This window comes from Gilvirhabdus luticola (assembly GCF_040117515.1).
GTDB lineage: Bacteria > Bacteroidota > Bacteroidia > Flavobacteriales > Flavobacteriaceae > Gilvirhabdus > Gilvirhabdus luticola.
In genome coordinates this window covers 173,501-193,348 of record NZ_JBEEEN010000004.1, presented here as the reverse complement: position 1 = coordinate 193,348, position 19,848 = coordinate 173,501, and the positions used below count along the sequence as shown (strand labels likewise).

The window sequence follows — 19,848 nt, the reverse complement described above, 5'->3', positions numbered from 1 at the left end:
CAATGCTTTTCGATCAAGTAAATAGAGAACATATTATTCAAGCCATTAAAGAAATTGATCAACATGGTATTGTAAAAGGTGCTCACTCATCAACTTATGACGTGGTTTATAACAATAAGCGATACCCGCCTAAATTAGTGGTTAGCTTGGCCAATAAGTATGCTAATGGTAAGATTCTCCCAAGAGATTCATTTAAAGGTGGTGAAAATACTCCAGCTTTTCAGTTATTGGAAAGTTTAGGCTTTAAAATTGATAGAAAACTAACATCTCAATCAATCAGTATGAAAAACATAAAAAATGAGTTTGTAAATTGGTTAATAGACAATCCAAGAGTTAACTATTATAACAATGATGCAAAAAAGTTAGAACAGGAATTAAACAGATATAATAAATTCTTCGATATTGACATATTTGATGCGAATAATCTTAAAGGGATTAAATCCTTTTTAAATAACGAATTATATGTAAAAAATTCAAGTCCCTTTTTAGAATTTAGTGAAAGAACAATGAGGCATTTACCAAGAGCTGTTCTCGGTAAAAAAAATTATTTTGAATTTTTAGATGAGAAATTGAGAAATGGAAATTCTAAAATAAGCAAAGACATTCAGAAGCTATATGATTTAAAAAATGCATTCCTAAAGGAGTGGCCAATTGATAGGTTAAAATCAATGACATTAGAAGAATATACCAATTTAGATAAAGAAACCTCTTTTTGTTATTGGCTTGAAGCTATTACAAGTGATTTAGGGAGTATTTGGGGTGGTTCTGCATATAAGTTTGGCATTTATAAGAGAAGAGAATTAGAATCTGATAATTACAATAAAAGAAGAAAATCTGATGGTGAATATGCTTGGTATGGGAAATATGGAGATACAAAGGATGAGGTCTTTGAAAATATTAGAAAAAACATAATAAATATTGCTGCTTATAGCCAACAAAATAAGCTCAAAGAGATTGACGAAATAGATTTAGGAGATGCTGTAAAATGGAAGATTGCTTTTTTGTATGGTGATTTCAATATTATTAACATGTTTAATAAGTATGGTTTAAAACGTGTAGTCTTGGGCTTGGGCTTGGAGTTACCAGAATCGGAATCAATTTCAGATTTAAATCAATTAATTCTAAATCAAAAACCAAAGGATGAAGATTTTTTCGAGTATTCAATAAGAGTTTGGAATGCCTATGGCATTGAAAATGATAAAACTAAAGAATTTGAGAAATGGTTAAGAGCCCAAAAGACTACGAATAGTGGGATGATAAGTTCTTATTTAAGAGCTATTAATATTTTAATAAACCATTTTGAAATAGCAGTATATGAGGAGGAGGATATAGAAGTATTAAACGATCTATACGAAGATTTAAAGCTTAACCAAAAGGATACAAATGGAAAATACTATTACGCCAAAGCGAAATCCTATGGTGAAGGTGGGTTTTATTCCGCTGCTGTAAAATTATACATCGATTTTTTGAATCAAGATCAAGAATCAGATTATAATCAAAATGGTGATAATGATTTTATTGCTTCAATTAATGCTTTCAGTAATGATGAGCTTTTATTTTATTTCAATTTTTTAGATGAAATAGTAAATCATTTAAGTTTAAAACAGGGAGATGAAAGGGTTGTTTATACATGTGGTTATAGGTATTTAAATTTAACTATCGGTCAACGATTTGTTTGGCGTTTAAAACATTCAAAAGGTAAAAAGTTTTGGATAATGACAGCAGAGAAATTGGGTGATGATTATGAATCTTTTGACGGACCATTACAACATTATCATACAAAATTTAGCGATAAGAAGGAATTAAATATAAATAGAGCCTCTTGTTTTGAGGCTATAACGCAAGAATTAAGTCGTTCAACACTATCGGGTTATAAAAAGTTTAACAATCCGGAGTTTGAACGAGCAGTATTTGATAAATCATTTAGATCGCAATTCATTAAAACTGAAAAAATGAAAGAAAACAATGCAGTTTTAAATAAAATTTTATTTGGTCCTCCAGGTACAGGAAAAACATTTAACACGGTTAACGAAGCCTTAAAAATTGTAGCCCCCGATTTTTATGCAGAAAATAAAAAAAATCGAAATGCTTTAAATAAAAGATTTAAAGAACTCTTAATCAAAAATTGGGATAATACTAATGGTCAAATTGCATTTTGCACTTTTCATCAATCTTTTAGTTATGAAGATTTTGTTGAGGGAATTAAACCTAAAACAAACGAAAACAAAGAAGTTTTTTATGAGATTGAGGATGGTGTATTTAAAAAAATATGTCAATTGGCAGATAGTAGTATTAGTGCAGTAAAAATGAAAAAGGAAGGTAAATTGTCTTGGAGTGAAGAGCAATTCAACAAAGCTATTTTTTACAAACTATCACTGGGAGATTCAAATAAATCAGAAGACAAAGAAATTTATGAGTATTGTAGAGACAATAATTATATAGCTATTGGTTTTGGTGGAGGTCTTGATTTTACTGGAATGAGCGAAAGTGAAATCAAAGACTTTTGTTTAGATACAGAAGAGTTGGGAGAAAGTCATGCACAACCTTTAAACTATTTTATATACTACCTCAAAGTTGGGAGCTATGTAATAATAAGTAATGGTAATAAGTTTGTTAGAGCACTGGGTAAAGTCACTGGAGAATATGAATTTGATGCGAATGCCCCGATTAGATATAGTCACTTTAGAAAAGTCGAATGGCTTTTTAAAGACGAAAATATTCCTGTTGAAGAGTTGTACAATAGAGGGTTTAGTCAACAAACATTATACAAATTAGACGAACAAGGGTTAAAGAAAGACTTTTTTGTTAATCATGGTCAACTAATTGAACCTGAATCTAAAAAAGTAAAGGATTATGTGTTAATAATAGATGAAATTAATCGTGGTAATGTGTCTTCTATTTTTGGAGAACTCATCACATTAATTGAGAAGGATAAACGTGCTGGAGGCACAGAAGAATTAGAAGTAACGTTACCATACTCTAAAGATCCATTTAAAGTGCCTCACAACGTTTATATAGTCGGTACAATGAATACCGCAGATAGAAGCATAGAAGCATTAGACACAGCTTTAAGAAGACGTTTTTCTTTTGATGAAAAACCTCCTAAACCAGAGCTAATTTTAACTGAAGGTAGTTCAGGAAAAGTAAATGGCCTTGTTGATGGAATTAATTTGAAAGATTTATTAATAACTATCAATAATAGAATTGAGAAACTTATTGATAAGGATCATAAAATAGGGCATTCCTATTTCTTAAAAGTTAATGATTTACCTTCTTTGAAAAAGTGTTTTGAAAACGAAGTAATACCATTATTAGAAGAATATTTCTTTGGCGATTATGGGAAGATAGGATTGGTTCTTGGTGATAGTTTTGTGACTAAAGATGATTCAGAAGCGTTTGAATTTGCAAAATTTGAAGGCTACGATTCTGATGTGTCTTCAGACTTAAAGGAAAGATCTGTTTATAAAATTAGTCCTTCAAAAAATTGGGATTTTAACATGATTTAAATGAGTCGCTTAATCAGAGTTTTTGAATATGAAAAGTTAACCATACGTTCCAAATGTTCGGAAGGTAAAGAACTTGGTGAAAAGGTTATAAATAAACTCTGGCAGTATAACGATGTAAACAATAATATCTATTTTGATGGCATTCGCAATGGTGTTAAATTCAAACATTTTGTAGGTGTTATTCAGATCGGAAATATTACGATAGAAATTCTTCCAAAAGCTGATAAGCAAAAGAGCACAGAAGATGAAAAAAAGAATTGGCATGATGCATTGCTTAAAATGCTTGCAAAATGTAAGAAGATTCGAGTAGATTCAGTGAGTAAAGCCTCTTTAAGGAAGCGAAATCATTCATTACTTGATTTGTATTTTGAATTATTTCTACAAGAAGTTAATTACCTATTGGAACATGGTCTTATAAAGAAGTACCGAAAGAACAACGGTAATTTAAATGCACTTAAAGGTCGTCTCGATTTTGGGAAAAACATACAGAGTAATCTCATTCATAAAGAGCGCTTTTTTACTACGCATCAAGTTTACGATTATGATCATTTGATTAATCAAATTTTATACAAAGCACTTTTAGTGTTACAGACAATTACCAATAATACATCCTTGTCAGATAATATAATTAGAACATTAGGGAACTTTCCGGAGATCAAAGAGAAAGAAATAAATAAGGGTCATTTTGATAGTTTGGTAGCCAATCGTAAATCAACTAAATACGATGAAGCTCTGAAAATTTCTAAAATGATTCTGCTCAATTATTCTCCAGATATCAAAGGTGGTGACGAAAATATGTTGGCTTTGCTATTTGATATGAATAAGCTTTGGGAGGAATACGTTTATAGAGTATTAGCAAAAAATCAAGATGATAGATTAAAAGTAAGGTTTCAAAACAGTGATAAATTCTGGGAAAACAAACGTATCAAACCAGATATTGTTTTAACCAAAACAAATGATGAAGGCGATAAAGAAACGTTTGTTATTGACACTAAATGGAAAGTGATTGATCCTAAAAAACCGGGTGATGACGACTTAAAACAAATGTTCGCCTACAACATGTATTGGAACTCTTCCAAAAGTATGTTATTATATCCATCCTCAAATCCAGAAGTAACATCCTATGGGTCATTTCATAAAGGTAGAGATGGTGAGAATAAGTGTAAACTGGGATTTATAAAGGTGATGAAAGAAAAGGTTCTCAATCCAAATTTAGGAAATGAAATTTTAAGTTTGTTAGAGTTAAATATCAAAGAAGAAATTCTATAATTAAGTAAAATGTTAAATGATTAAAATGTTAGAACAAAGAATTAGTAAATGACACCAAAAGAACAGGCAGAAGAATTATTAAGGGAATGGGATTTTCGAGGAACTCCTTTCAATGATGCTGGCATTTTCGTCAGTGAGATGATTTATGAAAACAAAAAATATAACTCTGATAATATAAATGAGAAAGGTTATTGGGAATTAGTTAAAGAAGAGTTGGAGAAAATGAGAGCAAATCAAATAACCAATATGGAAAGGGAGATATTAAAAAGGGAATATGGTTATGAAGAGTCAGAGGAAAAACCAATTAATTATAAAACCATTAATGAAAGCAAGTCAGGACATAATGAAAATGAAAAAGTGTTAGAGGAAATGTCTAACAATCAGAAATTTCATTTAAGAATTTATGACAACTATCATTACATGGACGAATCCGAAGCATATAATCATGGACAATATGATTCTTATGAAGATGCAATGATTGGAGCCCAAAAAATTGTTGATGAATTTTTTGAACATAATTGGAAACCCGGCGTTACACCAAATGATTTAATGGTACAATATTGTCTTTATGGAGAAGACCCAATTATTCTGCCTAACGAACATGGTAAGCATAAAAGTTTTTCTGCACGGACTTATGCTGAAATTAGTGCCGTAAAGATTTGTCGCAAATTAGAAAACAAATAAAGCTGAATATTAAAAAGAAAAGTTTTATGCCAGTTCATGACTTATATAGAACTTCTAATATTTTAACCATAGCATAGGTATCCATCTTACAGTATTCTAACAATTCCTTTTTTGTTTTATCAATATCACCATTAAATTCACCCTTTACAATTTGGAGAAATAAATTACTTGCTGTACCACCCTCTTTTATTTCTAAATCCTGATAGGAAAGTTCCGGCACAAGAGCAGGCAACACCGATTTAATAGAGTAACTCCCTTTCATTGCCGGAGTATAATACCATTTATTCTTAAAGGGAATCATTAGATCTTTTAATCTGTCTATAATATTACTTATCTCACTAGAAAATTGTGGATACAAAGCCATTAAATCATTTAATTTCCCCTTCTCAAAACCAATATTATAAACAATAATGTCTCCTGAATCACCACAATCGTTTACTAATTTTTTTACAAAATCAATTCGAGGATCTTCATTTGTTGTTGGCTTTGCCAAATACTCGTAATGAGTTAGATCTCCATCCTTGATGTGTTGTATATGCAACGAATATTGAAACGGCAATTGCTGATATGGCCTGCTACCATCATAAATAGGAATTGCTGTTCCTATTGTTTCAAAATCAAGAAAATATAAAGGGTACTTCAAATCTCGTAAAAAATGTGAAATATTTTCGTAATCAATATAACTTGATTGGTTGAGCTCACTAACAACCTGCAAAAACTGATTTTGATTAAGAGGATTGTTTTCCAAATCTATTTGGTTAAAAGTCACAATCCCATTATTATATAAATCAAACTTTTTATTCGTTCCTAAATTAGAAATATCAAATACCGAGTATTCTGGAACATGCTTCCAACAATGTCCTCTAAAATCACAGCCATAAGGTTTAGAACAATGTTCTCCTATATCAATTTTGGGGACAGAATTATTGCCAATAACGTTTTTAAATTGTTCAATTTTATTTGGAATATTTGGCAATAGTTGTTGAACCTCATCATAAACGGAGGTTATGGTAAAAAGTTCATGTACATCTATTCCTCCATTTTTTACATATTGATTGTTGATATATACTATCGAAATATCCATTAGCTCTACACCCGAATTAATGATAGTGTAATACTGAATTGCGGCATCGTTTAAATAGGTTTCAGAAACACTTGTAGAACTTTTTACCTCATAGGCCTTCCAGCCTTCATTATCCTTAACAAGTATATCCAGAGCTGCTATAACACCATCAAATTCAAAAGTTGCCTCATAAATTACAGATTCACCGTTATCAATAAAAGATTTCGTTTTAATAACAGATTCTCTCATGTTATAATAACTTTCAGGGGATGCATCAACACCATTTGGGAAAAGCTTCTGGGCTAATATGCCAACTTCATGACCTTGATCAAAAATAGCTTGTAGTTGAGGGTCTATAGGGTCTTTTAGATGATAAAAATGCTTGTAGAGGTACAATGATTTCTCACATTGTAAACCTCTAATATATGTTGATTTAGAAAGAGGTATATTATTCATTTATAAATTACATTTTCTGATGTTATTTAGTCAATTCCAAGCCTTTTATGTATTTCTCGCATCTCCTTTGCAAACCCAATGCTTTCTATTGCGGCTTTGCGCTTTTCATCCGGCAGACATTGAATACAGGTTGGATACTGAAGCCCTTTGTAATATTGTTTACATTCGGGACATAATTCCATTCTGTTTATATCATAGTTAAACGCACATTTTTTACAAGCAGTTATTGTATCTTCAAAGGAAAGGTATTTAATAGTATCATTTAGGTAGAGTAAAAATGCCTCTTTCCCAATCTTTTCAGCATCTTTATTTATTGCTTGTTGCCTTTGATACCAATATCTAACATTTGATAGATTGTGAATATTTTCCCATTTGTCCTTTGAGACAAAACACTTATCTCTAACTTCATATGCATCCTCATCTTCATAAAAAATAGAAATCATTTCGATTGCTGATCTATAAACCGCCTCATCAAATTCGTGTTTACAATCCCCACAACGATATCTTGGAATTTTACTTACCCTAATGTTTGGATTTTTACCCATACAACTTGGGCATAAAGGAGTCGGCATATAATCATAATTTTCTAATATGTGATCTCTAAATTTAGATTTATCAATTTCTGAATTGTTTTCTATATATTCATTAGTGTACGACCTTTTTATCTCTCGTAAATATTCAGAATAGCTCTTTGGATGAGAACGATGCTGTAACGTTAATGTCTCTTTGCTACCGCATATTTCACATTTGTCCTTAATAATTTTTGCCTTTCTTTCTTTCCAGTCTTTTGTATGCCAAGACCTTTGTTCTTCTTTAAAATCCTTCCAATATTGTGCTTGCGCGGATTCTAAATCAATTTCTCCATTCGCAAGTTTATCTCTCAACGTTATGATGTCATTATATGTCAACATTTCCTTTCCTTTATAAAGCGATTCATATTGACCATTATTTTAAGATTTTTTTGGTTCAACAAAATCAATCAATTCGAGTTTAACTCCAAGCGCAAGTGCAATTTTAGAGAGTATATCTAATCCAACAGAATAACGTCCTTGTTCAATGCGGCTAAGGTTTGCTGCATCAATATTTGCAGCTTCAGCAAGCTTTTTAGCATCAATATATTTTTCTTTCCTCAATTCTCGTATTCTTGCTCCAATTCTTACCCTTTCATGATTAAGAAAAATCCTTTCCTCTTCCTTATCACCCTTTCCTCCAAAAATTCCAAGACCTTCGTCATAATTCATTTTTATCCAGATCCAATAAGACAAACTCATATTAATATTGTCTTCAAAATATTTTTGATAATAATATGGAAATCTTCCTGCGTAGTATTGTTGATTTTGTTTAGGAACCGGAAAATAGGTATTCCAAGTAAATTTTTCTCCGTCTTGTGCAGTGACCTCAATAGTAGAGTCATCTACAAATCTTGCTTGTATCATAATTTTTGTTGCCGTATTTAATGTGTTGTCGCCACTTTTGAGTTATTGATCAAATATAAAAATAAATATTATAATTGTCAAATAAACCAATTATAAATTGTAATATATACCAATTATATAGTTAAGTATTCTGTTTGGCATTCAAATTCATTCACTTAACAGTATGCATTTACCCCCTTCTTATAATTCATTTTTTGGTACGGGGGCTTCCTTTTTTTAGACCAAAAAGAGAGTCTTTTTTTATTAATCAATAAAGTCCTGGAAACAGGCATTTTATTATGCAAACAACAGATGGGCATATAGTTATTCTATTGTCCAACAAAGGCTATGTAGCTTTAGAAAACAATGAAATCTTCCAATTATGGAAGAACACCAGATTAGGCGATATCTATACGGAGCTCCATCAAAGATATCCGAGCTTCGAGATTTCTTTGGGAAGTCTTGAAGAGGTTCAATTCAATGACACCCATGAAGTTTATAATAAGTTCTTATATGAGCACAAATCGGAGGAGTCAGATTTTATAGTCAATACTAATTTTAACAAAGACTTGGAAACAGGCAACAAAACAATGAACACAAGAAATAAAGCAAAAGTAAAAGCTGTAGCTGTTATCGGAATCAACGTAACGGCAGGTATCATGCATTTAGGGTTTCAAACAATGGCAGACACCGTTTGCTATGCAGAGGCAAAGATAATTGACAAGCTTAATATCTTCGACAAAACAGTAGAGGATATAATGAACGCAAGGAAACTTAAAACAAAGAAGTCACAACAATCTTTGTTGAGGTCGCCAAAGCGAGTTAAACATTCTACAAGCCAGTTCTATTGTAAGATAAGGGATATCAAAGAACGGGTCAAGACTAATAATAACATTAGAACCCAAACAGTCTAACAATGATTTTGTTCAAAGACGAATTGAAGGAGATATTTCAAGGAAAGCCTCCTTCTATAGAAAAACCTGATAAGCATATTAATCCGAGATTTATCAGAGTTCAAAAGGTAAATCCAATATCCTTCACAAAAGGTGCTCTGATATATCTTGTTTTATCTTGCATTGGTGTGCTTGTAAGTTCTACAATAGCCACCTATGTATTCTTTGGCTCCATAACTTTAGCGGGTCTAATAGCTATAGCCGAGAGCAACAGATATGTCAGATATGCCATTGTGAAAAGCAATAGGCTAATAGATCTATCCATTTTTGGACTGTCAATATTTGCCACATTGTTTTTAGGGGTCACGTTAACCGCTTCACTAACCTTTGCTGGTTTGGGCTATACATTAATCTATGCTCCATACTTAAGGTCAAAATAGTATAATCCTTTTTGAAAAAGATTGTAGGAACGAACTGACTTAACTGTCTAAAGGCACACCTTAAGGGCCTTTCCCTGTAAAAAAAGGTGTTTTTTCTACCAAAGATGTAACTAAACAACACTACAACAGTAGGAGTTTCTTGTTTTTCGGAACTATTTTCAATTTTAAAAGACTGTTTAATTCCCGAATTAGTAGTTAAACTATACATATATATGTTATGTAATTCATACATATATGTTAGGACTTTCACCTTGAATATTCTCTTGATTCATATAATTTCCTTATCAAAAAGAATTGCAGCTTTTTCAGCTTTTACATTAATAAAATCATCAAATTATGTTAATTTCCAATTTTAAGGTATTCATTACAAAAAATGGTGATGGAGCCATAACGTACACGAAAAATGATCTTAATTATAGAGTGTTAATCTCAAAAAAAGACAAAGTCCTGATGGAAGTCTTTCAAAAGTATTTTGAACGCCTTAAACCTTTTAAAAATAGGCACTATGCCATTGCACAGTGGATAGCAAGGGATATAAGGAAGAACGGCTATGTGTTTAAATCATATTGTAACAATAAGATGAACTTAAGGCCAGTTAAAAAACCATCTGTAAAATGATGATCTAATTCTTAAAAACTATAATAGAACTTTAAAAATAATAATTATGATAACGAAAACAATCCAAATCGATGAAATTTCTTTTGACGAATTAGCTTTATTTAAAGAAATGACTAAATGTTGACTAAAATATAAACAAAAAAACCATAACCTTTTGATAATTAAAAGAATATGGTTTCATATTGCGGAGAAAGAGGGATTCGAACCCCCGGAGGTGTGACCCTCAACAGTTTTCAAGACTGCCGCATTCGACCACTCTGCCATTTCTCCGTAGCGGGTGCAAATATAGAACCCTTTTTTATTTCTTTCAAATTTATGTTTAATTTTTTAAAACTATTTTTTATACACATATTGACTTAATTTATCAAACCGCCTGCAAAATATGTAGTGCTTATGTTATCTTTGTCTAAAAGTAATACTTATGAATGTTATAGAACATTTAAAATGGAGATATGCTACCAAAAAGTTTGATGCTAACAAGCACTTGAGTCCACAAAAAGTACAGATTATAAAAGAAGCATTCAATCTTACAGCAACCTCTTTTGGCCTACAAACCATTAGTATGCTGGTGGTAGCGGACAAAGACATAAGAAAAAACCTTATAGAACATTCCTACGGACAAAGACAGGTGCTAGAAGCTTCACATTTACTGGTCCTTTGTATTCAGGATAATATTACCGATACGGATGTAGATGATTTGTTTGATAATATTCAAGACAAAAGACATACTTCCAATACTATTTTAGACCCTTACAGAGATGACCTAAAGCGTATGATGCAACAAATGTCTGTACAAGAAAGGCAGGAGTGGTCTACAAAACAAGCCTACATTGCACTGGGCAACCTGATGACCGTTTGCGCCATAGAGCAAATAGATGCCTGCCCCATGGAGGGATTTTTTGCAACAAAATATGATGATATATTTCAATTAAAAGACAAAGGACTGAAATCTGTGTTAGTCATGCCTATTGGTTACAGGGCTGAAGACGATATGTTTGCCGATTTTAAAAAAGTAAGAAAAACCATTGCAGAAAGTACTATAGAATTGTAGTTTTAAGCTTTAATCTAATAATATATGCCAGGATTTGAATTGTTTGGTGATGCCGAACGTAAAGAATTAAACGATGTATTGGAAAACGGCGTTTTAATGCGTTACGGTTTTGATGGCATGCGTAATGGTCATTGGAAAGCCAGACAATTAGAACAGGAATTAGAAAACAAATTTCAGGTAAAACATGCTCAACTAGTCTCCAGTGGTACAGCCGCAGTAAGTATTGCATTGGCATCGGCTGGTATTGGAGCAGGAGACGAGGTCATTATGCCTGTCTTTACTTTTGTAGCCAGTTTTGAAGCTATTATGATATTAGGAGCTATTCCTATTTTGGTAGATATTGATGACACTTTGACTCTAGATCCAAAAGCGGTTGAAGAAGCCATTACGAGAAAGACCAAAGCCATTATGCCAGTACACATGTGTGGAAGCATGGCAAATCTTGACACTTTGTTGAACATCTGTAAAAAACATAATCTAGTCTTAATAGAAGATTCTTCACAGGCGACAGGTGCAACTTATAGAGGCAAGCCTCTGGGCAGTATTGGTGATTTAGGTTGTCTATCTCTGGATTATGTAAAGATTATCACCTGTGGAGAAGGCGGAGCCGTGTTAACCAACTATGAAACCTATTACAAGCATTCTGATCACTTTTCAGATCATGGGCACGACCATATTGGAAACGATAGAGGTGCAGAAACGCATCCGTTTTTAGGATATAATTTTAGAATATCAGAATTAAATGCAGCTGTTGGGTTGGCACAGTTACGACGTTTAGATGAATTTGTGGCAATACAAAAGAAAAATTATACAATTTTAAGAAATGCCCTATCAAAAATTCCTCAAATTACATTTAGAACAGTTCCTGAAGGCGGAGTAGAAAGTTATTCGTTTTTAAGCTTCTTTTTACCAGATTTAGAAACCGCCAGAAAAGCCACTACAGCATTAAAAGAAGCTGGAGTTGATGGCTGCTTTCATTATTACGACAATAACTGGCATTACATCAGAAAGTGGGAGCATTTAAAGACCTTGAAAACGCTATATCCTCTATCAGCTGAAGTTAAGGAAGGATTGAAGTATCTCAAAACAAAATCATTCTCACAATCAGACCACTTTATTGGGCGTAATATTTCTTGTTTAATAAAATTATCTTGGACAGAAAAGGAAGTAGTTAATAGATCACAAAAAATGGTTGAGATAATATCTAAATATTTAGTTTGATAAATTTTAATTTTTTCAATTGAATCATAATTATTAATTTAGAGAATATTAACTAATTCTCAACCAATGAAATCAACTTTATTTTTTATCAAACTATGTCTTTTGTTCCTATTCTTATTTAATTGTAAAAACGACAAAAAGGAACAAATAAAACTACACGACACAGAAACAGAAGACGTTAAACAAACTGAACATTATATAGAGATTGTTACCAATGTTATGGATTTCCAATCTGTAGACACGATTCCATCAGGTTGGAATACCTTTAAGTATATTAATAAATCTACTCAAGCCCATTTCTTTCTTTTAGATAAATATCCTGAAGGAAAAACAATCCAGAATACCATAGCAGAGGTTGGACCTCCATTTGAAAATGGCATGGAATTTATTATGCAAGGAGATATGGATAAGGCTATGGCTGAATTTGGGAAGTTACCTGAGTGGTTTGGTCAAATCGTATTTACCGGAGGCTCTGGATTACTATCTCCAAAACAAACTAGTATTACCACTGTAAAATTAGATCCAGGTCTTTATATAATGGAATGTTATGTGAAAATGGCAGATGGTAAGTTTCATACCTCTATGGGAATGGCCAAAGAAATACATGTTTTAGATGAAGATAGTGGTAATACACCTCCAGAAGCAGATTTAGATATAAGGATTTCAAGCACACAAGGTATTAATTACGAAGGAACAATCACTAAAGGAAAGCACACTTTTGCTGTTCATTATGAAGATCAGATAGTGCATGAAAATTTTGTTGGACATGATGTAAATCTTGTTAAGCTAGAAGAAAATGCTGATTTAAAAGAACTTGAAGCCTGGATGAATTGGGCAACACCAACAGGTTTAATGGATCCTGTTCCGGACGGTGTTACGTTTTTGGGTGGCACCAATGATGCTCCAGCTGGAAGTACACAATATTTTGAAGTGGATTTATCACCAGGCAAGTATGCTTTAATCTCTGAAGTTCCAAATACGTCTAGCAAAAATATGCTTAAAACGTTTGAAGTTACAGATTAATACCCAACGTATTCAATAATTTCTAATCCGTAACCAATAATGCCAACACGTTTTGTTTGCTCGCTATTAGAAATTAGACGTAGTTTATGGATATTTAAATCATGAAGTATCTGGGCTCCAATACCGAAATCTTTGGTGTCCATTTCTATTCTCGGTGCTTTTACAACATTACCTTCAATTTGTGATTCTTTTAAAACATTAAGGCGTTTTAACAAATTCATAGACTGAGGTTCTTGGTTAATAAAAATTATAGCACCACTTCCAGCTTGATTGATTAGATTGAACATGTCGTCTAATTTTTTGTCTGGATTATTGGTAAGCGTACCCAAAATATCATTATTAACCAATGTAGAATTCACACGAGTCAGAACAGATTCGTTTGTTTTCCATTCACCTTTGGTTAATGCAATATGTATTTGGTTATTTGTGGTTTGTTGGTAGGCTCTTAATCTAAAACTTCCAAATCTGGTTTCTAAATTAAAGTCTTCTCTTTTTTCAATCAGAGAGTCGTGCTGCATCCTGTAAGCGACCAAATCTTCAATTGAAATTATTTTAAGGCCGAACTTTTCTGCAACTTTTACAAGTTGGGGTAATCTTGCCATAGTACCATCCTCATTCAGTATTTCGACCAAAATACCAGCAGGTTTAAAACCAGCTAGTCGTGCCAAATCTACAGCGGCTTCTGTGTGACCTGTACGTCTTAAAACACCACCATTTTTTGCACGTAACGGAAAGATATGACCAGGTCGACCAAGATCGTGAGGTCTCGTATTGTCATCAACCAAAGCTTTAATAGTTTTTGCACGATCATGTACTGATATTCCAGTGGTGCAACCATGACCAATTAAATCTACAGAAACTGTAAATTGTGTATGATGTAACACCGTGTTGTTCTGAACCATCATGGTTAAATCCAATTCATTGCATCTATCTTCGGTTAACGGAGCACATATTAATCCTCGTCCATTGGCAGCCATAAAATTGATCATTTCTGGTGTAACCTTTTCGGCTGCAGCTATAAAATCTCCTTCGTTTTCTCTGTTTTTGTCATCTACAACAATAACAATCTTCCCTTTCTTTATATCGCTTATAGCCTCTTTTATGGTATGAAACATAAATATTTTTGTGCTTAATGGTTTTGTTTTAGTCGTAATCATAATGGCAAAGATATTGCTTATTTTAAACTATCTAAAGAATTTTGTCTTAAGTCTTGCTTCAATTTATACTTTAGTAGCATGAAAGGAATAAAATAAAATGGAAGCCCTAATATTAAAAGCATAACATTTGGTTTATTCTTCAGCCTATTGATGCAACGATAAAATTGCCTCAAGTTTTTGAAAGAAATAAAGTAATACACCATAAAAATAACCAAGGCCATCAGACTTAACTGAATAGAGGCTTCTGCAAGTGAAGGCAGCTTATTGTTTCTAAACACAAAGAACAAAATAAAAAGAGCTACAGATATGATATAATGCGATAGAGCATACTTTGAATGTGATTTAAAATCATCCAAAATCTTTTCAGATTCATCTATACTTTCTGGAATGATAATACCTTCATTTCTTAAGGCTTTATAAGATATATTTCTTGAATTTAGGACATTAATGGTATCTAAAAAATCTGTATTTGAATAGTTATATTTCTTATAGTTTTTGGCTATATCGATTAACTTTTCATCATTAAATTCATGAAGTTTATGTTTGGATGAAACGTTTTCAGATTCAAAATTTTTAGATTTAAAGTTGAACATGGCTTTTAACGGTTCTATGAAATTGTCAAACTCAAACAAGCCTTTGTCTGCTGTTGCTCTTTTAGTGAGAAAAATACTTAAAGGCAACATGATTAGAGTAGAAAACCAAGTTGCAAATACAGGACTAAAACTACCGTCTTTAGCGCTATTTTTGGCAAATATACCAATGAAATGATAGGTTAAAAATAGTAGAATTGCTATAACCATAGGCAATCCAATACCTCCTTTTCTAATTAAAGCTCCTAATGGTGCTCCAACAAAAAATAATATGATACAAGCAAAGCCTAATGCAAGCTTTTCATGAAGGGCGATGATGTGCTTATTTAACCAGATATTTCTTGTTTTTAGATTGATTTCTTTTACACTCATAATTTGTTTAGTACTTTTTACCGAGTTTAATGCCATAGATATTAATTGCACTTTTCTACTATGATTATAATAATTAAGAAAGTGCTCTTTGCTTATAGTATCTTGTCCTTTTTTGTTTCTTTCAATATCATTAATATTTAAGCCTTTGTTTAAATTTGACAAGCCAGCACGATTATATAAACTCGATGAAAAATCTTGGTAATCTTCCTTTCTTTTAATTTTTAATGAATCTATAGTGTAACTTAAATCACTCATGTTGAGCATATCGTATTTATCTGAATATCCTTTTTCATCTAAATCCACATCATTCAAATTAGACAAATCGATATTGAATGTATATTTCTCAAATTCACTTTTTACAAAGGGCTTCTTGTTTCTGTCTTTATAATTTTTAGGTGGTGTGTCGTCATAGTAATTTCCGTCAAAAAGTATCAGTTGAATAATATCTGATTTCTCTTCGCCTATAAGCTCTCCCGTTTTTGAAATAATGGTCGTATAATTTCCTACACCTTTTGGTGATTTTTTATGAATAACAACATCCTTGAGGTATTGCCCTCTATCACCACTTTTTTCAGCAACTTTAATGTTTATATTACCCACTTCATTAAACTGTCCTTCTGCAATAGCCATGGCCGGTTTTAGTTTGGCAATATTCTTTCTTAAGTTAAATGAATTGAATTCTGCCCAAGGGATGACATTATTAGAAAAGAAAAATGTGACAACACCCAAAATAACTATAAAGACACTTAAGCTTGCCATAGCACGTTGAAGTGATATACCTGTAGATTTCATGGCAGCAAATTCGTAGTTCTCGGCAAAATTTCCGAAAACCATAATTGAAGCTAATAAGATGGTTAAAGGTAAAACTAAAGGAATAAGTTTTGGAGTAAAGTAGATTAAGAATTTGGCGATCACAAAAATATCTAAATCTTTGCCAGCCAGTTCTTTGATGTATAGCCAAATGGTTTGCAAAACAAAAATTAGCATGAGTATGACAAACACACTAATAAAGGTCTTAAGGTAAGTGGTTAATATGTATCTGTCTAATATTTTCAAATAAAGACTTAATCTAATTTATTGATATAGTAGTCTCCGTATTTCTTTTCATCAAAAGAAAATATTGCCTTTGATAAGGGTTCGTTAGTTTTAAAAGAATTGACCGTTAGTGTTGTCTTTGTTTCATTTTTACCAACTTCAATTAAATTATATATATGTTTGGTCTGTGCATCTATACCTAACAAAACATATTTTATTTCAGAATGAGAATCGATTGGAGTTAGTTTAACATACTGAATTTTTCTGCCTTTTATATTTTGAACAATATCCATGGCATAAGTAAAACCTTCTTCATAAAAAGTCAGCATTCTACTTGGGGTTATACTATTTTCACTTTCGACGTTGTGACTTGAGATAGTCACTTCTTCATCATCAGGACTAATAGTGTAAAGTGTTTTTCCATCAAAGATACGTGTAGCTCCAAGAATGTTGAGTCTATACTTGTTGCCTTGTAAAATAACATCACCTCGAGTTTCCTGATTGATATTTTCTTCAGTGTTGTTTAGTGCATACTTAAAATCTATAGAAATATTGTCATAACTCTTTACCTTTTGAGAGACTTCATTCAATAAGGCTTTGGCCTGCTCTTTATTTTGAGCATTTAAAGAAATACTTATAAAAAATAAGATTAAGAAGAATAATCTTTTAACTGTTTTCATTTTAACTGTTTTTTTCATTTTCCAATAACTGATCTAAAGCTACTAAATCTGGCACTAAAACTTGTCTTGCTTTACTACCTTCAAAATGGCCTACGATTCCCGCTGCTTCTAACTGATCTATTAATCTACCAGCTCTATTATAACCTAATTTAAGCTTACGCTGTAAAAGTGATGCAGATCCTTGTTGGGCTGTAACAATAATCTCTGCAGCTTCTCTAAATAGAATATCTCTATCGTCTATATCTACATCAAGACTTGTGCCACTTTCTTCACCAACATATTCGGGTAATTGATAAGCTTCAGGATATGCTTTTTGTGAACCGATAAACTCTGTTATCTTATCGATTTCTGGAGTATCTACAAAAGCACATTGTACTCTAATTAAATCATTACCTTGAGTATAAAGCATATCTCCACGGCCAATAAGCTGATCTGCTCCAGAACCGTCTAAAATTGTTCTGGAATCTATCTTTGAAGTCACTCTAAAAGCAATTCTGGCAGGGAAATTGGCTTTTATAATTCCTGTTATTACGTTTACCGAAGGTCGTTGCGTTGCAATAATCAAATGAATACCAATGGCACGAGCCAATTGGGCCAAACGTGCAATGGGCGTTTCTACTTCTTTTCCTGCAGTCATGATTAAATCTGCAAACTCATCAATAACTAGAACAATGTATGGTAAAAACTGGTGTCCTTCGTTTGGGTTAAGCTTTCTGGCTTTAAATTTAGCATTGTATTCTGCTATGTTTCTACAAAATGCATTCTTAAGCAATTCGTAACGATTATCCATTTCAATACACAAAGAATTTAATGTATTGATAACTAGATTATTATCAGTAATAATAGCTTCCTCTGTATCCGGAAGTTTTGCGAGATAATGCCTTTCGATTTTATTGAAAAGTGTAAGTTCAACTTTTTTAGGATCGACCAAAATAAACTTGACTTCAGCAGGATGTTTTTTGTAAAGCAGAGAAGTTAAAACTGCGTTAAGCCCAACAGATTTTCCTTGCCCTGTAGCTCCAGCCATCAGTAAATGAGGCATTTTGGCCAAATCTACAACAAGGGTCTCGTTGCTTATGGTTTTGCCAAGAGCTATGGGTAATTGCATTTCGGCATTCTGGAATTTTTTTGAAGCAATTACCGAACGCATCGACACTACCGTAGAATTTTTATTTGGTACTTCGATACCAATAGTTCCTTTGCCTGGAATAGGAGCAATGATCCTAATGCCAAGCGCAGATAAGGACAAAGCGATATCATCCTCCAGATTTTTAATTTTAGAAATTCGTATTCCAGCTTCAGGAACAATTTCATATAATGTTACTGTTGGTCCAATGGTTGCCTTTATACTTGCAATGCCAATCTTATAGTTATTGAGGGTTTCTACAATTCTGTTTTTATTTTCTTCAAGTTCTTCCTGATTTATTGTTATGCCTTCAGTATCATATTTTTTCAATAAATCTAAATGCGGAAATTGGTAATTCCCGAGTTCTAAAGTTGGATCAAATTGTCCAAAATCTTCTACTAGTTTATTGGCCAGATTATCTGTTTCCGATTGTTCTTCTTCAATTTTTTCAACTTCCATTTCAACCCGATCTTCAACAACTTCAGGCTTTTCGGATTTTGTTTTTGTTTCTAAATTATCAAGAGGAATGTCAAATGCGGTTTTTATATCTTCAGCTTCAGCGGTTAAATCATTATCGATATGAACAAAAGTGTCTTTATCATTGTTTTGAGTCTTTTGATGACTTGAAAATTCGTCTGTAATATCTTTCTTGGCCGATTTAAATATTGAAATAAAGCTTTGGGCTGTTACCTTAAAACGAATTGCCAAATACACTATAAGTGCAAAAAGGAGAAGTAAAATGATTCCTATTTTCCCAATGTAGTCTTGTAGGAACGTATTGATTTCAAAACCAATAGTTCCAGAAAGAGAATCTATTTTAGGTATAAAAAAACCAAAGAATATCGAAAACCAAATGACAACAAGTGTTCCCCAAAACCAATGTCTTAATAATTTGGTTTTGTTTATATCCATAATAACATAAATGCCTGAAAGAAAAATGAGTCCAGAAAACACAAAGGATGCTATGCCAAATCCTTTATATATAAAGAAATCACTTAACCATGCACCTGATTTGCTCAACCAATTTTGGGCCTCACTTTCTCTTGATCCAAATTCAGAAAGAATACTTTGGTCTGCTTTTCCGGTAAAAAAGAAAGATAGAAAAGCTGTGAATAAAAGAATACCAAAAATAATTAAAAAGCTACCAAAAATTAGTTTTTGCTGACTTGATAACTTGAAACTAGGTTTTTTAATTTTTGAAGAGGTGGTTTTCTTTTTTTTGCTTTTAGCCATTAATGCCTGATTGATT

General features: G+C 32.3%; 16 protein-coding genes and 1 tRNA gene. 9 read left to right on the top strand and 8 right to left on the bottom strand.

The window, feature by feature from the left end; translation table 11 throughout:
* The first annotated feature begins 2 nt into the window (after nt 1–2).
* Genes AAFP94_RS09095 through AAFP94_RS09085 form a run of 3 tightly spaced genes read left to right on the top strand, consistent with a single transcriptional unit; the run spans nt 3 to nt 5,459 of the window.
* Complete coding sequence (locus AAFP94_RS09095) at nt 3–3,506, top strand: AAA family ATPase (protein ID WP_316662302.1); 3,504 nt, start codon at nt 3–5, stop codon at nt 3,504–3,506.
* Nucleotides 3,507–4,775, top strand: coding sequence for an McrC family protein (locus AAFP94_RS09090; RefSeq protein WP_316662300.1), 1,269 nt, complete (start codon nt 3,507–3,509; stop codon nt 4,773–4,775). It abuts the gene before it with no gap.
* Between the two features lie 48 nt (nt 4,776–4,823).
* A complete protein-coding gene (locus tag AAFP94_RS09085) occupies nt 4,824–5,459 on the top strand; it encodes a hypothetical protein (RefSeq protein ID WP_316662298.1) in 636 nt (211 codons plus the stop codon).
* A 34-nt stretch (nt 5,460–5,493) separates the two neighbouring features.
* On the opposite strand, the gene AAFP94_RS09080 is transcribed toward AAFP94_RS09085, so the two are convergent.
* The 3 genes from AAFP94_RS09080 to AAFP94_RS09070 are packed head-to-tail and all read right to left on the bottom strand — an operon-like array spanning nt 5,494 to nt 8,414.
* Entirely contained in the window at nt 5,494–6,978 is a 1,485-nt protein-coding gene (locus AAFP94_RS09080; protein WP_316662297.1) for a DUF2779 domain-containing protein, read from the bottom strand.
* A gap of 26 nt (nt 6,979–7,004) precedes the next feature.
* Nucleotides 7,005–7,889 (bottom strand): hypothetical protein, encoded by an 885-nt coding sequence (locus AAFP94_RS09075; protein WP_316662296.1) that lies wholly within the window; start codon nt 7,887–7,889, stop codon nt 7,005–7,007.
* Nucleotides 7,890–7,928: 39 nt separating this feature from the next.
* On the bottom strand, nt 7,929–8,414 hold the full coding sequence (locus AAFP94_RS09070; protein ID WP_316662294.1) for a helix-turn-helix domain-containing protein: 486 nt from the start codon (nt 8,412–8,414) through the stop codon (nt 7,929–7,931).
* A 278-nt stretch (nt 8,415–8,692) separates the two neighbouring features.
* Here AAFP94_RS09070 and AAFP94_RS09065 point away from each other — a divergent pair, with 278 nt between their 5' ends.
* The 3 genes from AAFP94_RS09065 to AAFP94_RS09055 all read left to right on the top strand — a co-directional run bounded on the left by AAFP94_RS09065 (nt 8,693) and on the right by AAFP94_RS09055 (nt 10,344).
* Nucleotides 8,693–9,307: a hypothetical protein gene (locus AAFP94_RS09065; RefSeq protein WP_316662292.1), complete on the top strand. Its 615-nt coding sequence runs from the start codon at nt 8,693–8,695 to the stop codon at nt 9,305–9,307.
* A 2-nt stretch (nt 9,308–9,309) separates the two neighbouring features.
* Nucleotides 9,310–9,726: a hypothetical protein gene (locus AAFP94_RS09060; RefSeq protein WP_316662290.1), complete on the top strand. Its 417-nt coding sequence runs from the start codon at nt 9,310–9,312 to the stop codon at nt 9,724–9,726.
* Between the two features lie 336 nt (nt 9,727–10,062).
* A complete protein-coding gene (locus tag AAFP94_RS09055; RefSeq protein ID WP_316662289.1) occupies nt 10,063–10,344 on the top strand; it encodes a hypothetical protein in 282 nt (93 codons plus the stop codon).
* A 185-nt stretch (nt 10,345–10,529) separates the two neighbouring features.
* Here AAFP94_RS09055 and AAFP94_RS09050 read toward each other — a convergent pair.
* Nucleotides 10,530–10,614, bottom strand: a tRNA-Ser gene (locus AAFP94_RS09050).
* 151 nt (nt 10,615–10,765) lie between these two features.
* Between AAFP94_RS09050 and AAFP94_RS09045 the strand changes: the two genes are divergently transcribed.
* From AAFP94_RS09045 to AAFP94_RS09035, 3 genes are all read left to right on the top strand, one after another.
* Complete coding sequence (locus AAFP94_RS09045) at nt 10,766–11,395, top strand: NAD(P)H-dependent oxidoreductase (RefSeq protein ID WP_316662288.1); 630 nt, start codon at nt 10,766–10,768, stop codon at nt 11,393–11,395.
* A 24-nt stretch (nt 11,396–11,419) separates the two neighbouring features.
* Nucleotides 11,420–12,616: a DegT/DnrJ/EryC1/StrS family aminotransferase gene (locus AAFP94_RS09040; RefSeq protein ID WP_316662287.1), complete on the top strand. Its 1,197-nt coding sequence runs from the start codon at nt 11,420–11,422 to the stop codon at nt 12,614–12,616.
* Between the two features lie 66 nt (nt 12,617–12,682).
* The gene (locus AAFP94_RS09035; protein WP_316662286.1) at nt 12,683–13,639 is read left to right on the top strand and encodes a hypothetical protein; all 957 of its coding nucleotides are present in this window, start codon (nt 12,683–12,685) and stop codon (nt 13,637–13,639) included.
* Here the strand turns inward: AAFP94_RS09035 and ribB are convergent.
* From ribB to AAFP94_RS09015, 4 genes are all read right to left on the bottom strand, one after another.
* Nucleotides 13,636–14,796 (bottom strand): 3,4-dihydroxy-2-butanone-4-phosphate synthase, encoded by a 1,161-nt coding sequence (gene ribB / locus AAFP94_RS09030; protein WP_316662285.1) that lies wholly within the window; start codon nt 14,794–14,796, stop codon nt 13,636–13,638. The two genes, AAFP94_RS09035 and ribB, sit on opposite strands and share 4 nt — an antisense overlap.
* A 17-nt stretch (nt 14,797–14,813) precedes the next feature.
* Entirely contained in the window at nt 14,814–16,745 is a 1,932-nt protein-coding gene (locus AAFP94_RS09025; protein ID WP_409628434.1) for an LptF/LptG family permease, read from the bottom strand.
* A 77-nt stretch (nt 16,746–16,822) separates the two neighbouring features.
* Nucleotides 16,823–17,473, bottom strand: coding sequence for a LolA family protein (locus AAFP94_RS09020; RefSeq protein WP_316662283.1), 651 nt, complete (start codon nt 17,471–17,473; stop codon nt 16,823–16,825).
* A gap of 1 nt (nt 17,474) precedes the next feature.
* Complete coding sequence (locus AAFP94_RS09015) at nt 17,475–19,832, bottom strand: FtsK/SpoIIIE family DNA translocase (protein WP_316662282.1); 2,358 nt, start codon at nt 19,830–19,832, stop codon at nt 17,475–17,477.
* Nucleotides 19,833–19,848 lie beyond the last annotated feature (16 nt).

What these genes read in the sequence shown, in the direction of transcription:
- AAFP94_RS09095 (WP_316662302.1), top strand. Translation starts at nt 3, where the DNA reads ATGCTTTTCGATCAAGTAAATAGAGAACATATTATTCAAGCCATTAAA.
- AAFP94_RS09065 (WP_316662292.1), top strand. Translation starts at nt 8,693, where the DNA reads ATGCAAACAACAGATGGGCATATAGTTATTCTATTGTCCAACAAAGGC.
- AAFP94_RS09075 (WP_316662296.1), bottom strand. Translation starts at nt 7,889, where the DNA reads ATGTTGACATATAATGACATCATAACGTTGAGAGATAAACTTGCGAAT.
- AAFP94_RS09080 (WP_316662297.1), bottom strand. Translation starts at nt 6,978, where the DNA reads ATGAATAATATACCTCTTTCTAAATCAACATATATTAGAGGTTTACAA.
- AAFP94_RS09025 (WP_409628434.1), bottom strand. Translation starts at nt 16,745, where the DNA reads ATGCTAATTTTTGTTTTGCAAACCATTTGGCTATACATCAAAGAACTG.
- AAFP94_RS09085 (WP_316662298.1), top strand. Translation starts at nt 4,824, where the DNA reads ATGACACCAAAAGAACAGGCAGAAGAATTATTAAGGGAATGGGATTTT.
- AAFP94_RS09055 (WP_316662289.1), top strand. Translation starts at nt 10,063, where the DNA reads ATGTTAATTTCCAATTTTAAGGTATTCATTACAAAAAATGGTGATGGA.
- ribB (WP_316662285.1), bottom strand. Translation starts at nt 14,796, where the DNA reads ATGATTACGACTAAAACAAAACCATTAAGCACAAAAATATTTATGTTT.
- AAFP94_RS09020 (WP_316662283.1), bottom strand. Translation starts at nt 17,473, where the DNA reads ATGAAAACAGTTAAAAGATTATTCTTCTTAATCTTATTTTTTATAAGT.
- AAFP94_RS09090 (WP_316662300.1), top strand. Translation starts at nt 3,507, where the DNA reads ATGAGTCGCTTAATCAGAGTTTTTGAATATGAAAAGTTAACCATACGT.
- AAFP94_RS09070 (WP_316662294.1), bottom strand. Translation starts at nt 8,414, where the DNA reads ATGATACAAGCAAGATTTGTAGATGACTCTACTATTGAGGTCACTGCA.
- AAFP94_RS09060 (WP_316662290.1), top strand. Translation starts at nt 9,310, where the DNA reads ATGATTTTGTTCAAAGACGAATTGAAGGAGATATTTCAAGGAAAGCCT.
- AAFP94_RS09040 (WP_316662287.1), top strand. Translation starts at nt 11,420, where the DNA reads ATGCCAGGATTTGAATTGTTTGGTGATGCCGAACGTAAAGAATTAAAC.
- AAFP94_RS09015 (WP_316662282.1), bottom strand. Translation starts at nt 19,832, where the DNA reads ATGGCTAAAAGCAAAAAAAAGAAAACCACCTCTTCAAAAATTAAAAAA.
- AAFP94_RS09035 (WP_316662286.1), top strand. Translation starts at nt 12,683, where the DNA reads ATGAAATCAACTTTATTTTTTATCAAACTATGTCTTTTGTTCCTATTC.
- AAFP94_RS09045 (WP_316662288.1), top strand. Translation starts at nt 10,766, where the DNA reads ATGAATGTTATAGAACATTTAAAATGGAGATATGCTACCAAAAAGTTT.